Origin of the sequence: Sulfurimonas sp. NWX367 (genome assembly GCF_039667065.1) — a bacterium.
Classification (GTDB): Bacteria; Campylobacterota; Campylobacteria; order Campylobacterales; family Sulfurimonadaceae; genus Sulfurimonas; species Sulfurimonas hydrogeniphila.
Genome location: NZ_JALCZM010000005.1, coordinates 1 through 14,662, shown reverse-complemented (window position 1 = coordinate 14,662; position 14,662 = coordinate 1). Strand labels below are relative to the sequence as shown.

The window sequence follows — 14,662 nt, the reverse complement described above, 5'->3', positions numbered from 1 at the left end:
TGCAGTTTACAAAGAGTTTGAAAGAAGATTAAAGTTGCATGATGTCAGATTTAAGTTCTCGCAGAAATTACTAAGAAAAATTATTGAACATATTACAGCTTTAAAAATTGATGATGAATTACTGCCTATAAATCCATCACCGATTCAGAAGCAAATCCTTGATATTTTTGAAAATTGAAAATGTGTGCCTTATCGCGGAAGTCAGGAATTGCTCCTTTGTCGGATTTGTTAATGGAAATAAAAAAAGTTATACAATAGCTGTACTGGTTCAAGAACCTCAAACAAGTCAGTATGCATCTGAGACTGCTGCTGTTGCATTTAAGGATGTTTTGAATATTTTAGTGCAAGAGATATTGATTTAATAAAAAAAATGGGTATCTGAATCATAAATTTTCAGATACGTTAGATAAACTTAGAGAGTATCAAAGAAAACTTTTTATTTGACTTAAATTATACTAAAAGGTATAATACTAATTACTATAATATTAAAAGGTCTAATATGAAAACACCCAATCCATTTTACTATGGGAATGAAGTATATGATGATGATTTTTGCAATAGAGTTCAAGAGTTGCAGGAGTTAGCACAAGATGTATCTAGTGGGCAAAATCTTTTACTTTATGCTCCAAGAAGATTTGGTAAAACATCGCTTCTAAAAAAATTGAAACATAAATTAGATAAGCAAAAAGATTATAAGGTTATTTTTATAGACCTTTTTAGTGTATCGAGCATAGATGAGTTTATACAAAAATATTTTAATCTCATAATCAATAGTTTTGAAAACAACACCCAAAAAGCTTTACGAAATATAAAAGAGGTATTAAACATAAGACCAAATGTTACTATGAGTATAAATGAGACGGGTAATATCTCCTACTCTCTTTCAATTAGTAAAAAAGAGCAAAATCAAACTTTAGAAGATGTTTTGAACTTACCATCAATATATGCTAAAAAGTTTAATAAAAAAGTAGTAGTAATCTTTGATGAATTTCAAGAGATAGAGCAATTAAAGTTTGAAAAAAAGCTAAGAACCATCTTACAATCACACTCAAGAGAAGTTTCGTATATATTTAGTGGTAGCAAAAAGTCCATACTGAACCAGATGTTTAGCGACAATTCAAGAGCCTTTTACAAATCTGTAAAACATTTTCATATAGAGCAGATAAAATTAGATGAGTGGATAGTTTTTATAGAGAATAAATTTAAACAGACTAACAAAGAGATAGAAAAAAGATACATAAAACAAGTCTTTGATATAACAGATGGTTTTCCATACTATATGCAACAGATAATGTCGATGATATGGGAAAAAACATCTCAAAATGTAGATGATGATATTTTAAAGCAGAGTTTAGAGCTGATCATACAAAGAGAGTATGATTTATATAGTTTTATCTGGTCAAGTTTAACTCCAAATCAAAAAAATACATTAAAATACATCGTTCATGTTGATGGGCTTAATCTCTATAGCAACGATCATCTGCAAGAGTTTAATTTCAGTGCAACAACACTAAAAAGTACACTTGAAGCACTTTTAAAAAAAGATATATGCGATAAAAAAGATGACAGGTACTACCTTGTAGATCCATTTATGAAGTATTGGTTAGAAACGATAGGTTGAGAGAGTAAAATGAAAGAAGAAATAGCATTATTAAAAGAAATATATGAGATTGATTTAGATAAACATTTCCAAAAAAATATAACTAAATTAGGTTTATAAGTCCAATTTAGATACAATAAAACAAAAAAAGGTTCTCAGATGCAGTTGGATGAACTTAGAGAGTATCAGCGAAAACTTTTTGAAAATAACAACTTCACATATAAAAGATATTTTCATAAAACTATAAATCTTAATAAAAAGCTTGTTGGTATTGTAGGGGCTAGAGGGGTTGGGAAGACTACTTACCTCTTGCAGTACCTCAAAGAGCTTGATTTGCCATTTTCTAAAAAACTCTACATCAGTGCAGATATCATAACCATTCCATCCCTGTTTGAAGTAGCCAACTCTTTTAGTAAAGAGGAAGGTGAAGTGCTCATCATCGATGAGATACACAAATATAAAAACTTTGAGATAGAGTTAAAAAAGATTTATGACTTGTTAAATCTCAAAGTTATCTTTAGTGGAAGCAGTGCATTAAGTATAAATAATGCAAAAGCAGACCTTAGCAGACGGGCAAGACTTTACAGTGTGTATGGTTTAAGTTTTAGAGAGTTTGTAGAGCTAGAAAAAGGCATCGAACTCCCCGCGTTTGCACTTGAAGATATTTTGACAAATCATATAGATATAGCGTACAAACTTTTACAAAAATTCAATCTCACACTACTTTTTAGAGAGTATATCAAAAGTGGCTACTATCCCTTTTACTTTGAAGATAAAGAGGATTATCTCATCAGACTCAATGAGACAATAAATACCGTTATAGAAGTGGACATCCCTTCCATTTTTCCTATAGACTACAGCAGTGTACAAAATCTAAAAAAATTAGTACGACTCCTCTGTGAATCACACCCATACACTCCAAACATCAAAGAGCTTTTAGCAAAAATGGATATGAAAGACAACTACAAAGGGCTTTACAGGTTTATAGAGTATCTCAGTCGTGCAAAAATATTTACCACTTTAAAACCTGCATCAAAAGGGGATAACATCTTTGTCAAACCAGATAAAATCTACCTAAACAATACAAACTTACATTATGCCTACTGCAGCCATAACAACACAGGCACACTCAGAGAGGTTTTTGTCGCAAGTATGTTGAGCCAAGCTCACACCATCCAAGCAGCAAAAAAAGGTGATTTGCTTGTAGATGAAAAATACACTTTGGAAGTGGGTGGTAAAAACAAAAAATACAAACAGATAAAGGATATACCAAACTCTTTTATCGTAGCCGATGATATAGAAGTGGGTAGTGGAAACAGAGTACCCATATGGTTGTTTGGGTTTTTATACTAAGATGCTCTTTAATCTATAAAAGATAATTTATAGACAAAATAAGTCTAACATTTTTCATATTATTTCTAAAACAATACAACGAATTGCTCCATTTAAACATATAAAGCACTTTCTTAAGAAAAAAAGGTAGAATACATTATGCAATGGAAAAAACAAAAAATAATACTAGAAAATGGTACAACAACAGAAGCACAAGCACCTGTTATTATCTCCGCTAGTCGTGCTACTGATATACCAACCTTTTATGCTGACTGGTTTGTTTCTAGATGGGAAGCTGGGTATTTGAAGTGGACAAATCCATTTAACAACAAGCCTTTGTATGTCTCTTTTGCAAATACTCGCCTTGTAGTGTTTTGGACAAAAAATCCTCGTCCTATGTTTAAGTATCTTGATTATCTTGATGCAAACATTCCTAACTACTATTTTCAATACTCTTTAAACGATTATGACAAAGAGGGTTATGAAGCAAAAGTACCAAATGTAGAAAATAGAATCAAAACATTTATAGAACTCTCTAAGAGACTTGGTAAAAAAAGAGTTGTATGGCGGTATGACCCACTTCTACTTACAACAGAAATAGATGTAGCGGAGCTTTTAAGAAGAGTGAAAAATATAGGTGATCAGATTTATAACTATACCGAGAAGTTGGTGTTTAGTTTTGCAGTTCGTTTGACACTTACTCTACTTATAGAAGACCTTCAAGAGCATAATTTAGTTTAAATAGTTCCAAAGAGACAATACTTGTCTATCGCTTCCTTTATAATTATACAAATAAAAAGGAGGTTTTTATGTCTATCAATGAAATTCACAACCAAAAAATTTTAGAATTTATACATACAAATAAATGTGATTTATCCAATGCCAATCTAAGTGAACTTAATGCAAATTTATTTAATTTTAAAAATATCGAAGAACTTATATTGTCAGATAATAAACTAACTACAATTTCAAAAGAAATTAAAAAACTTCAAAAATTAAAATGGCTATCTCTAAGTGATAATCCTAATTTAGAGTTGAATGCTGAACAAAAATCTTGGTTAAAAACTCTTCAAAAAAATGGGTGCAAAATTCTATATTCAGAATCTTCTTTAAAATAAATAAAACATAGACATAATACGACCATAACATTTCATATACTGCTACTATCAAAAACAAAAAGGATAGCAGATGAAAGTTACAGTACACGCAGCACAACGGTTTTTAGAAAGAGTCATGCGAAAATCCACTTATACATACAGAGATGTAAATTTTTCTATAAGATACTTGGAAAAACTGCTTCAAAATGTTGTGGTTTCATCCTATGCAAAACCATTTGTTCTTCCCGGATTTGAAAACTACAAAGCAATCTATAGAGCAAATACGCTCATCACCATTGTTCCAAAAGGAGAAGCTCATGTTTAATCAAACGAAACAAACCTTTGACAAAGAAATCAAAAAGTTTGCTCGCCAAAATATCATCAAAAAACTTCAAAAACAGGGAGTTGACTATACTTTATTAGATGAAGAGGAGTTTAAAGAGCTTATAGCCGATGAGATAAAAATTCTAAAAAGTGACAGCAAAAAAGTGGGTGCTGGGATTGGAATTGGGATTTTGATTAGCCTAGTTACTGGTATATAAAGGAGTTGGCAATGCTGGAAAAAACACAAAAACTTTATAGCAAAGGGAAAAAGAGTTTAGAGACACTTCTGCGAGAAAAAGCCTATATGGAAGTAGAAAACAAGCTTCAAGAAAAAGGGATTGAGATTGATGAAGTGAGTGATGAGGATATAGAGACACTTGTAGCAGCTCAGGTAAAAGATATGCAGACATCCCTCAAAGGTTTTGGTGTGGGAGCTGCATTTGCTGTGGCTATTTCATTGATAGCGGGGGTGTGAGATGTTACGAATATTAAAATATCTCTATTTGGCGAACTTTTACAGAAAAACAAAAAGTCATATCGGCATACTCATACTTTATGGCGTTGTATTGCTCCTTGTGAGTCTGATTATGAATGACCTCATAAGTGTCTCACAAGAGAGTGTGGCATATTTTATGTTGCTCATTAAATGGGTGATTGTATTTGCTCTTTTGTGGCTGATAGTTTTAAAAATTATCCGGATTTTCACTATGGCTTCACAACCTTTCTCAAAAGAAAAAAAAACCGATTCCAAAAAAGGGCATTTGCTCTCAAAGGAAAAGTTACTCACGCAGAGTGAACAGATCATGGAAAAATATGTAAAGGCAAAACATGATAACGAAATCATATGAAATAATAATCGATTTTTTCAAAGATCTTGATCAGGCACTCTATGAAAGATCCCTTCAAGGCGGCAGTAAATATCAATATGACCTTTGGTTAAAAAAAGGGATTATTGCTTGGGGCATTGAAGATTTATACACCATCAAAGAGTTGGACTTAAGCTACTCATTGCTAATAGAAATGCCATCTGCATTGAGCTACCTCACAACTTTAGAACATATCAATTTGGCTGGAAACTATATAGAAGAAGTTCCGCAGTGGGTTTGGAGCATGGGTAATCTCAAAGAGCTGACACTCGGAAATCATATTGCAGGAGGCAATCCCATAGAGAAAATTCCTGCAGATATTAAAAATCTTCAAAAATTAGAGATTTTAGATATCAGAAACCTCCATGTTTTACAAGAGCTTCCTAACGAGTTGTTGGAGTTAAAAAATCTGCTCTATCTTCAGATGACACAAACAACTCTTTATGAGAGTGACCTTATACAAAGGCTTCAAAAAGAGACCCAATGCTGTGTGATGCTTGATGAACCATTCCCGTTTATAGGAGATTTGTCATGAAAAACAGAAGTGATTGCGAAGTGTTGCTTTCAAAAGCAGAAGGAACTTTTTCAGATTTTGCAAAGTGCCTGGAAAACATGGTTGATGAGAAAAAAAAGAAAAGAGATGTTGCTAAGAGTCTCTTTCGTTTTGGGGCATCACTAACAAAGCTTACACTCAGTGCAACCGGTTGTGCTATAAAGAATGCACCAAAAGTTGTAGTGGCAACAGCCGCTATAAAAAGAGAACTTATCAATGAGATTGAAACGGAGTGGAAGGAGTATAAAAAAGAGCAGCAAGAAAAAGCTTTAGAGGAGAAGATCCAACAACTCTCACTTAGGAAGAAAATATGAAGCTTATTGCTGTTGTCATATTTTCATGGTTGTTTATTGGCTGTGCAGATACACAGGTGCATCATGAGCGCTACTACCAAACTAAACTTTGTAAGAAGATGGATGGTATTATGGAATACACCCTCAAAGACAGAACACGGGTTGATTGTTTAACACCTGAGTATGCCATAGAGGTAGATTTTGCAAAAAAATGGGCAGAGAGCATAGGACAGTCACTTTACTATGCAAAAATGACAGGGAAAAAACCTGCAGTAGGATTCATTATCAATAGAGAAAAAGAGCGTCGTTATTTAAAGCGATTAAAACTCATTGCCAAAGAGTATGGCATTACCGTTTTTCTTATCGAAAAATAAAAGGAATAAAACAATGCAAAAGGAAAAATTCACAATTACAGAGGTAAGCAGAGATGCTGCGCTTGAGAGCTATGATGCGATAAAGGATGCTATTTGTAAATAGTTATTGTATCAGCTCTTTTATTGATTCTAAAAATTTCAAATCAACAAAAAAGACATAATGTGTCCATTATTGTTGTTATACTTTTTAGAATTTATGACAGAGGGGCAAAGAATGAACAATGCGTGTTTTCAAGTTGTTGGCGAATCAATTTATTTTTCTAATCCGCTCTCTGCACAAGAGTATGCCAAAAAAAATCCAGGGACTACCATTATAAGAACATCTCAAACAACAAGTCAAGTGATACAACACACTCCGGAATCTATACTGCAACATCTTAACAAGCTTGTCATTGCACAAGATGATGCAAAAAAAGAGATAGCTGTAGCACTCTACTACCATAGCCTCAAAATGTACTATCTTGATGCAAACGGGACAGATTCAAGTGGACCTGTTATGCTCATAGGTCCGACTGGATCAGGAAAAACTTTTATAGTGCAAGAAGCGTGCAAACTCATAGATACTGTCTATATACATGTAGATACATCAAGCATGGTTTCAGAAGGGATAGTTGGGTACAATATAGGAAAACTCGCGGCTGATATACTGCAAAAAGCAGAAAATGACTTAAAAAAAGCAGAGCATTGTGTTGTTTTTTTCGATGAGATGGACAAACTGTTTCATCCGGACAATGATGAATACGGTTCGGAAGTTTCTCATCAGCTTTTACGATTTATAGAGGGTACCACAGTAAATATTCCTAAACAGGACCTGCATAGTGGCAGTGAAGCCACTGCACTCTCTACATATAAAATGCAGTTTATCTTAGGCGGTGCCTTTCAATGGATACTTGATAAAAAAGAGCAGAACAATTCAGGCAAAAATATGGGATTTCTACATAACAATGATACCCCTGGCAATAAAAAACGCAAAGGGGTTAGCCTTGAAGATCTTTATGAAGAAGATGTTCCAAAGGAATTGCTTGGAAGAATGCATACAATCGTAAATCTCTATCCGCTCACGCAAGAGGATTATTACAAGATTTTAACGCAAAGTGCCGCATCACCACTTCAGGAGTTTATTAACAAAATTAATTTTCATGGAGATTATGTTGAGATAGAGGATAAAGTTATTCATGCAATAGCCGAGTATGCATCAAAAAGTGATCTGGGCGTTCGCTCCATTCGGCAAATTCTTAAAAAACTTTTTGCAGAGGCACTCTTTTTAGCGCCAAATCCCGGAAATACAACACATACCATTAGATACAACAAAGAGCAATTTTATGAATGAGACATCACACAACGAACAAACTTGGACAGAGAAGCTTTTAACATGGGCAGACGAGTATAAAATAGATGACCTCATAGGCAAGAGTAAAGAGGAACTGCTCTCACTTGAAACTTTAAAGATCAGCTTTGAAGCATCAAAAAAATTAGACGGCTTTATAGCACCAGAGATAGAGTATCTGCAAAACCTCAAAGATCTCACTATAGATACTGTTTATCTATTGGAAGCTCTGCCTCTTGAAATTACAAGATTGAAAAAGCTGCAGAGTTTAAAGCTCATTTCACTGAAATTAAAAATGATTCCCGAAGAGATTGGACAATTAACAAATTTAAAAGAGTTTGTTATAGCTGCCTGTACTCATGTTAAATCTTTGCCGCTTTGTCTTGTAGAGATACCAGGTTTGGAAATGCTTGTTTTAGAGAATTGCTTAGACCTTGAGATTTTGCCAATATCGCAAAAACCGCTGCATAACCTTAAAAAGCTCATTATACAGTCTTTTAAAAGGCTTTGTATATTAGATTTTATCAAACAATTCCCGGAGCTTGAAGAGGTAAGTTTGTGTAGAATCCCTTTTGTAAATTTTCCAGTCTCATTGTGTAGTTTAAAAAATCTAAAAGATTTAACTATGCATGATACAAAAATAAAAAAACTGCCATCAGAGATAGCAAATCTAAAAAACTTAGAAGTTTTTGTGTGCGACTCTCTTACAAAGATACCAGAAGAACTTTGCCACTTACCAAAACTCAAAGAGTTTAATTATGCAAAAAGGGAATTAGATGTACTTCCAGCATCTATAGACAAGCTTATCTCCCGTGGTTATATCAAGATAAAATATTCAGAAACAGTATATACAATTGACACATTACATAATAAAGAGCTATTAAAAGAAGGCTTTGAAGTTATAAGCAGCTATGATGAGTATATTCAAGAGGCACAGCAGATGAAAATAATCACCCATCGTTACAAACAAGAACCTCTTGTCAAGTATGTTTCACATGAAGAGTTTGCACAAGAGTACCAAAAAATGGATAGATATATTGAGCAGATGGTAAAAAAATTTCTGCATCCTGATAAAGAAGAAGAGTTTGGTGATGTGAAAGAAAATTGGGTGCCGCAACGATAGCTTATTTTTGCATGCAAAGAACTTTTACATGAGCATAGCAATAAAAGCTATGCTAAAAATCATTGCCCTACATAAGAACCGTCAGGCGCCAAAGTTGCAGTGTTACCACCAACATAAGAGCGATCAGGGGCCAAAGTGCTTGTTGATCCACCTACATAATTACCATTTGGCGTCATAGTACTGCTCGAACCCCCTACATAAGAACCATTTGGAGTTAGTGTTGCACTATTACCGCCTACATATGTGCCGTCAGGAGCTAAAGTTGCAGTATCCCCGCTAACATAACTACCATCTGGAGCTAAAGTGTAACTACCTGCCAATGCCATTGTTGATGCCAAAACTGCACCTATTATTATTTTTTTCATCTTCTTGTTCCTTTTTTTGAAGTGTAAAGATTATAGGAAATTAGATGGACAAGTTTTGTCAATTAATAAATTCTTATGCCAATTCTGACATCAAGTGTTATTTTTATTTGAGAAGAGTTATACTGAATAACATACCATTAAAATTTATTGGTTAAATAGGTGAGGAAGTTTAAGTATGGTGCGCCCGACATGATTCGAACATGTGACCGCTGGTACCGCAAACCAGTGCTCTATCCAGCTGAGCTACGAGCGCACACCATTCTCTGATTGAGAGGCTGAAATTATATCACTTATAACTTATATAATTATAAAACAGTGTCTAATCTTCAATTTTTACTAATATTTCTTCTACTTTTTGATTTTGCAAATACAATTCATGGTTTTTTCGTACATATGCCTGGAGTAAAACTTTAATATCATTGTTTCCTTCCATGTTAAAATCTTTCATCATCTGTTTCTGTAAAAAATTGGCAAATTTATCTTCCACATCAACATCAAATCTGCGGCCTCCGATATGTAGTCCAATTTTTTTACTCATTATATTATTAACCTAAAATACTTTCGATTTTATTTACAATTTCTTCTATTTCTATATCTTTTTGAGCATTTTCTTCATGCAGTCTTTCAATTTCCTGATTTTTCAATGCACAATCTGCTTTGAGTGTCACGATTTCATTTCGCATCTTCTCATTTTCATCTATGAGCGTATGATATTTTTCAAGAATACTTGAAACTTTTTCACTGAGTTTATTCAAAGCTGTTTGATTATCCATTTGCGTTTCCTAATATTAATTAATAAATTTCTTCTTTAGAATTCTAACATAATTAAAGTACATAGGATAAATATTATCTCTAATTTGCTATAATTTATAGATAATTAAAAGGCATGAAATATGAATAAATTTGAAGACTACTGCACAAAATTTGTACAAAGTATCGGAAGTAAAGAAGGAGCGGTCTCTCCGAGTATAGTATCCTCAGCTTCTTTTTCTTATGGAAGTCCGGAAACAGCAGAAGGGATTTTCAATGGCAGTGTAAAAAAGCCTCTCTATTCAAGAATGGGCAACCCAACAACAGCAAAACTTGAATCAATCATGGCAGAGATGGATGGTGGTATTGGAGCTGTTGCAACAAGCTCAGGGATGGGAGCGACATCTCTTGCCGTAATGTCCCTGCTTTCTCAAGGAGATGAAATCATTAGCATAGGCGGATTGTTTGGCGGGACATACGCACTGTTTGATGAAACTCTCAGCAGATTTGGTATAAAAACTCACTTTTTTGATGTTGACGAATTTGACAACATAGAAAATGCCATAAACAAAAATACAAAAATAATTTTTTTAGAAAGTGTCGGTAATCCGAATATGAGGCTTCCTGATATTAAAAGAATCGCTGCAATTGCGAATGAATCAAATGTAGCGCTCATCGTTGACAACACTATTACTCCCTTAAGTGTTTCGCCCTTGGCTCTTGGTGCTGACATCACGGTTTATTCAACTACGAAAATCATCTCTGGAAATTCCTCTGCACTAGGCGGTTGTGTGGTTTTTCGCGCCATACATGAAAATGCTGACAAATTTAAGACAGAACGTTACGCATTCCTTGAAAAGTTTATCAAAGGAGCGGGGAAAACAGCTCTCATACCTAATGCAAAAAAACGGGCTTTACGAGACTTGGGAATGAGCGCAAATGCACATGCCAGCTATCAAACGTTACTCGGACTCGAAACACTGGCACTCCGACTTCCAAGAATAGTCAAAAGTGTTGAAACAGTGGCCCTGGAACTTGCCAAACATGGTATAGCGGTAAACCATCCGTGTATTCAGTCTCATCCTCACCATGCACGGTATAAAGAAGATTTTCAATATGGATGCGGAACCCTTTTGACAATTGATATGCAAAGCAAAGAGCGTGCATACGACTTTTTACGTAAAACAAAAATAGCAACAATTACTGCAAACATAGGCGATTCAAGAACACTCGCCCTGCATATGGCATCAACTATATACAGTGATTTTGACGAAAAAACCAGAGAATTTCTTGGAATTACCGACGGTCTTATTAGAATTTCTATCGGACTTGAAAACCCGGTAGAAATTATAAATGATTTTATTCAAGCAGCAAAGTAGAAAAAATGGCAACAAAAACAGACTTAGAAATAGATGAACAGACAATACTGAAATATCCAAAAAAATATTTTGTATTTTTACTCAATGATGATTATACGCCTATGGATTTTGTAGTCGATATTCTCATGGAAATTTTTCATAAAACATATGAAGAAGCGCAGGATATTATGCTTGAAGTACATAAAAAAAACAGAGGTTTGTGTGGTGTTTACACATATGAAATCGCAGAGACAAAGCTTAAGCAAGTACGTCGCAAAGCGAAAGACAACGGCTTTCCCCTAAAAGCCACAATGGAGGAAGAATAACATGATAAGCTCATCACTCAATGATATATTTCAAAAATCTGTAATATTTGCAAAACAGCTCCACCATGAATACCTGACAATTGAGCATATATTTTACCTTTTGTTAAGTTCGGATGAGGGCGCATCAATTGTAGAAACATGTGGCGGGAATGTGTCAAAAATGAAAGAAGAACTTGGCGAATACATCAAAAAAAATATGGAAACACTTCCTGCCGATATAATACAGGACCCTTATGAAAGCGTAGCGCTTTCCCGTTTGATTGATAAGATGGTGCGCCATGTTCAGTCATCCGGTCAAACGAATGCGGATATAGGGGATCTTTTGGCAACTCTTTTTGAAGAGAAACATACATTTGCCTATGCTTTGCTCAATAAATACCAAATAACAAAACTGGATATATTGGAAGTAATTTCACATCCTGACACAGACCAGGATGAAGAAGAAAAAGAGTCTAATTTACGAAAATACACAATAAACCTTATAGAAAAAGCCAAAGAAGGAAAAATTGACCCTGTAATAGGCAGAGATAATGAAATTCAAAGAGTCACACAGATACTCTGCAGAAGAAAGAAAAACAACCCTGTACTTGTAGGTGAACCGGGCGTTGGAAAGACAGCAATAGCAGAAGGACTGGCTCTGCGTATTGCAGCGAATGATGTTCCTGACATAATCAAAGACTCCAATCTTTATGCGCTTGATTTAGGGGCATTGCTTGCAGGAACAAAGTACAGAGGAGACTTTGAAAAACGCCTTAAGGGTGTTATGGATGAACTCAAACGTGAACCTAAAGCAATTTTATTTATAGATGAGATTCATACACTTATAGGAGCAGGAAGCACGAGCGGAACAATGGATGCAGCCAATCAACTCAAGCCTGCTCTTGCTTCAGGCGAAATAAAATGTATGGGAGCTACAACTTTTGCAGAATACAGAAACGGGTTTGAAAAAGACAAGGCACTCAGCAGAAGATTTTCCAAAATAGATGTTAATGAACCATCGAAAAAAACAAGCTATCTCATTCTCAAGGGACTTCAAGGCAAATATGAAAAACACCATTCTGTGCAATATACAAACAAGGCATTAAAAACAGCAGTGGATCTCTCTAAACGCTACATTACTGACAAATTTTTACCAGATATTGCCATAGATTTAATTGATGAAACAGCAGCATCATTTCATCTTCAAAAAAGAAAAAAAGAAAAAGTAACCGCAAATGATATTCAAAAAACTATAGCATCCATTGTGGGTATCAGTAATTCAAAAATATCTAATAATGAAACGGCATCTTTGCAACATTTAGAAGATAAACTCAGACAAAGAGTTATTGGTCAGGAAAAAGCTGTAGAGATGGTGACAAAAGCCATTAAAATATCAAAAGCCGGACTAACACCTCCAAATAAACCCATAGCATCATTTTTGTTTTCAGGACCGACAGGTGTTGGAAAAACCGAACTGGCAATTGCATTAAGTGAAATTTTAGGGATCAATTTTGAAAAATTTGATATGAGCGAATATATGGAGAAACATGCTCTCAGCCGTTTGGTAGGAGCACCTCCTGGTTATGTAGGGTATGAGCAGGGAGGATTGCTGACAGAAGCCATCAAAAAGCATCCTTATACAGTTTTACTGCTTGATGAAATAGAAAAGGCACACCCTGAACTTATAAATATTTTACTTCAAATAATGGACAGCGCAACACTCACTGACAATAATGGCTACAAAGCCGATTTTCAGAATGTTATACTGATAATGACATCAAATATAGGAGCTCAAGCCAGAAATGTAATGGGATTCAATAAAGATGAATCTATTTCCAAAAACGAAGAACTAAAATCATTTTTTACTCCGGAATTCAGAAATAGATTAGATGCTATTATAGAATTTGGGCAATTGAGTCATGAAATAGTCGAAAAAATTGTACAAAAATTCATAGCAGAACTCAATAAAGAGTTAAAAAAGAAAAAAATAATTGTAACTGTTTCCGATAAAGTTATAAAATTTATTGCTGAAAAAACCTATTCACCGGAAATGGGAGCCAGACCGCTTAAAAGGTATATTAAAAATAATATTACCGATAAACTCAGTGATGAAATTTTATTCGGAAAACTTAAAAATGGCGGAAAAGTAGAAGTGATAATACAAAATGACACTTTAGAGAATGTATACGAAGAAGCTTAATGTATTTGCCGCAGCTTGACAATTATTCACTCTCCTTTCCTGATCCCCATGATGCGAACAAAGAAGGTATAGTAGCATGGGGAGGAGATTTAAATCCCTCTAGATTATTAAAAGCATACCAAAATGGTATTTTCCCCTGGTACTCGCAGCAAGACCCGATACTGTGGTGGTCAACGAATCCGCGTCTTATTATGGAGCTTGATGACTTTAAATTAAGACGTTCATTGAAAAAAAAATTGAAAAAGTTCGAATATGCATTTGATAGCAGATTTCAAGAAGTTGTGCATAAATGTGCTTCTGTTGCAAGAAAAGATCAAAATGGTACATGGATAAATAAAGATCTGGCAGAATCATTCAATGTTTTGCACGGCATGGGTATAGCTCACTCAGTTGAAAGTTATCTCGATGGCAAACTGGTAGGCGGGTTGTATGGATTGACAATAGGAAAAGTGTTTTGTGGAGAATCAATGTTTGCAGAAGTCAGTGATGCGTCAAAAGCTGCATATGCGGTATTGGTAAAACATTTAAAAGTATGGGGATATGATTTTATTGACTGTCAGGTACCGACACCACATCTTAAATCATTAGGAGCAAAAGAAGTTTCAAGAGATTATTATCTTGAACGTTTGTATAAAGTAAATATGGATATTGTAAAAAATGAATGGATTGTTAATAAAAATCTGATCAACTAGGCAGCGACCTACATTCCCACAAGTGAAACCTGCAGTATTATCAGCGATGAGAGGCTTAGCTTCTGGGTTCGGAATGGGGCCAGGCGTTTCCCTCTCTCTATAG

At 34.6% G+C, this 14,662-nt stretch carries 20 protein-coding genes, 1 tRNA gene and 1 rRNA gene; 17 read left to right on the top strand and 5 right to left on the bottom strand.

Features of this window, described 5'->3' with window-relative positions; all coding sequences use genetic code 11:
• Positions 1-499: 499 nt before the first annotated feature.
• From MNY28_RS11650 to MNY28_RS11590, 13 genes are all read left to right on the top strand, one after another.
• Entirely contained in the window at positions 500-1,621 is a 1,122-nt protein-coding gene (locus MNY28_RS11650; RefSeq protein ID WP_346389938.1) for an ATP-binding protein, read from the top strand.
• A gap of 138 nt (positions 1,622-1,759) precedes the next feature.
• Positions 1,760-2,953: an AAA family ATPase gene (locus tag MNY28_RS11645; RefSeq protein WP_346389937.1), complete on the top strand. Its 1,194-nt coding sequence runs from the start codon at positions 1,760-1,762 to the stop codon at positions 2,951-2,953.
• Positions 2,954-3,091: 138 nt separating this feature from the next.
• A complete protein-coding gene (locus tag MNY28_RS11640) occupies positions 3,092-3,673 on the top strand; it encodes a DUF1848 family protein (RefSeq protein WP_346389936.1) in 582 nt (193 codons plus the stop codon).
• Between the two features lie 68 nt (positions 3,674-3,741).
• Entirely contained in the window at positions 3,742-4,050 is a 309-nt protein-coding gene (locus MNY28_RS11635; protein ID WP_346389935.1) for a hypothetical protein, read from the top strand.
• 70 nt (positions 4,051-4,120) lie between these two features.
• Positions 4,121-4,354, top strand: coding sequence for a hypothetical protein (locus tag MNY28_RS11630; protein WP_346389934.1), 234 nt, complete (start codon positions 4,121-4,123; stop codon positions 4,352-4,354).
• On the top strand, positions 4,347-4,571 hold the full coding sequence (locus MNY28_RS11625; RefSeq protein ID WP_151899656.1) for a hypothetical protein: 225 nt from the start codon (positions 4,347-4,349) through the stop codon (positions 4,569-4,571). Before MNY28_RS11630 ends, MNY28_RS11625 begins: the two co-directional genes overlap by 8 nt.
• Before the next feature lie 11 nt (positions 4,572-4,582).
• A complete protein-coding gene (locus tag MNY28_RS11620) occupies positions 4,583-4,828 on the top strand; it encodes a hypothetical protein (RefSeq protein ID WP_151899655.1) in 246 nt (81 codons plus the stop codon).
• Between the two features lies 1 nt (position 4,829).
• Positions 4,830-5,201: a hypothetical protein gene (locus tag MNY28_RS11615; RefSeq protein ID WP_346389933.1), complete on the top strand. Its 372-nt coding sequence runs from the start codon at positions 4,830-4,832 to the stop codon at positions 5,199-5,201.
• A complete protein-coding gene (locus MNY28_RS11610; protein ID WP_346389932.1) occupies positions 5,182-5,754 on the top strand; it encodes a hypothetical protein in 573 nt (190 codons plus the stop codon). The genes MNY28_RS11615 and MNY28_RS11610 overlap by 20 nt, the downstream gene beginning before the upstream one ends.
• Positions 5,751-6,086: a hypothetical protein gene (locus MNY28_RS11605; RefSeq protein ID WP_151899652.1), complete on the top strand. Its 336-nt coding sequence runs from the start codon at positions 5,751-5,753 to the stop codon at positions 6,084-6,086. Before MNY28_RS11610 ends, MNY28_RS11605 begins: the two co-directional genes overlap by 4 nt.
• Positions 6,083-6,439: a hypothetical protein gene (locus MNY28_RS11600; RefSeq protein ID WP_151899651.1), complete on the top strand. Its 357-nt coding sequence runs from the start codon at positions 6,083-6,085 to the stop codon at positions 6,437-6,439. Before MNY28_RS11605 ends, MNY28_RS11600 begins: the two co-directional genes overlap by 4 nt.
• Positions 6,440-6,653: 214 nt before the next feature.
• Positions 6,654-7,769: an AAA family ATPase gene (locus tag MNY28_RS11595; protein ID WP_346389931.1), complete on the top strand. Its 1,116-nt coding sequence runs from the start codon at positions 6,654-6,656 to the stop codon at positions 7,767-7,769.
• Positions 7,762-8,889 carry a hypothetical protein gene (locus tag MNY28_RS11590; RefSeq protein ID WP_346389930.1) on the top strand — a complete coding sequence of 376 codons (1,128 nt, stop codon included), beginning with the start codon at positions 7,762-7,764 and terminating at the stop codon, positions 8,887-8,889. Before MNY28_RS11595 ends, MNY28_RS11590 begins: the two co-directional genes overlap by 8 nt.
• Positions 8,890-8,948: 59 nt before the next feature.
• On the opposite strand, the gene MNY28_RS11585 is transcribed toward MNY28_RS11590, so the two are convergent.
• The 4 genes from MNY28_RS11585 to MNY28_RS11570 form a co-directional block, all read right to left on the bottom strand.
• Positions 8,949-9,254 carry a hypothetical protein gene (locus MNY28_RS11585; protein WP_346389929.1) on the bottom strand — a complete coding sequence of 102 codons (306 nt, stop codon included), beginning with the start codon at positions 9,252-9,254 and terminating at the stop codon, positions 8,949-8,951.
• A gap of 176 nt (positions 9,255-9,430) precedes the next feature.
• Positions 9,431-9,507: transfer RNA gene (locus MNY28_RS11580), tRNA-Arg, on the bottom strand.
• Between the two features lie 66 nt (positions 9,508-9,573).
• The gene (locus MNY28_RS11575) at positions 9,574-9,792 is read right to left on the bottom strand and encodes a hypothetical protein (protein ID WP_151899625.1); all 219 of its coding nucleotides are present in this window, start codon (positions 9,790-9,792) and stop codon (positions 9,574-9,576) included.
• A gap of 7 nt (positions 9,793-9,799) precedes the next feature.
• Positions 9,800-10,027 (bottom strand): hypothetical protein, encoded by a 228-nt coding sequence (locus MNY28_RS11570; protein WP_151899624.1) that lies wholly within the window; start codon positions 10,025-10,027, stop codon positions 9,800-9,802.
• 120 nt (positions 10,028-10,147) lie between these two features.
• Between MNY28_RS11570 and MNY28_RS11565 the strand changes: the two genes are divergently transcribed.
• Genes MNY28_RS11565 through aat form a run of 4 tightly spaced genes read left to right on the top strand, consistent with a single transcriptional unit; the run spans position 10,148 to position 14,559 of the window.
• Complete coding sequence (locus tag MNY28_RS11565; protein ID WP_346389928.1) at positions 10,148-11,383, top strand: aminotransferase class I/II-fold pyridoxal phosphate-dependent enzyme; 1,236 nt, start codon at positions 10,148-10,150, stop codon at positions 11,381-11,383.
• A 5-nt stretch (positions 11,384-11,388) separates the two neighbouring features.
• On the top strand, positions 11,389-11,688 hold the full coding sequence (locus MNY28_RS11560) for an ATP-dependent Clp protease adaptor ClpS (RefSeq protein WP_151899622.1): 300 nt from the start codon (positions 11,389-11,391) through the stop codon (positions 11,686-11,688).
• 1 nt (position 11,689) lies between these two features.
• Positions 11,690-13,867, top strand: coding sequence for an ATP-dependent Clp protease ATP-binding subunit ClpA (clpA, locus tag MNY28_RS11555; RefSeq protein WP_346389927.1), 2,178 nt, complete (start codon positions 11,690-11,692; stop codon positions 13,865-13,867).
• The gene (aat, locus tag MNY28_RS11550) at positions 13,867-14,559 is read left to right on the top strand and encodes a leucyl/phenylalanyl-tRNA--protein transferase (RefSeq protein WP_346389926.1); all 693 of its coding nucleotides are present in this window, start codon (positions 13,867-13,869) and stop codon (positions 14,557-14,559) included. The genes clpA and aat overlap by 1 nt, the downstream gene beginning before the upstream one ends.
• Here aat and rrf read toward each other — a convergent pair.
• Positions 14,555-14,662, bottom strand: a 5S ribosomal RNA gene (gene rrf, locus MNY28_RS11545); the annotation flags it as partial. The genes aat and rrf overlap by 5 nt on opposite strands.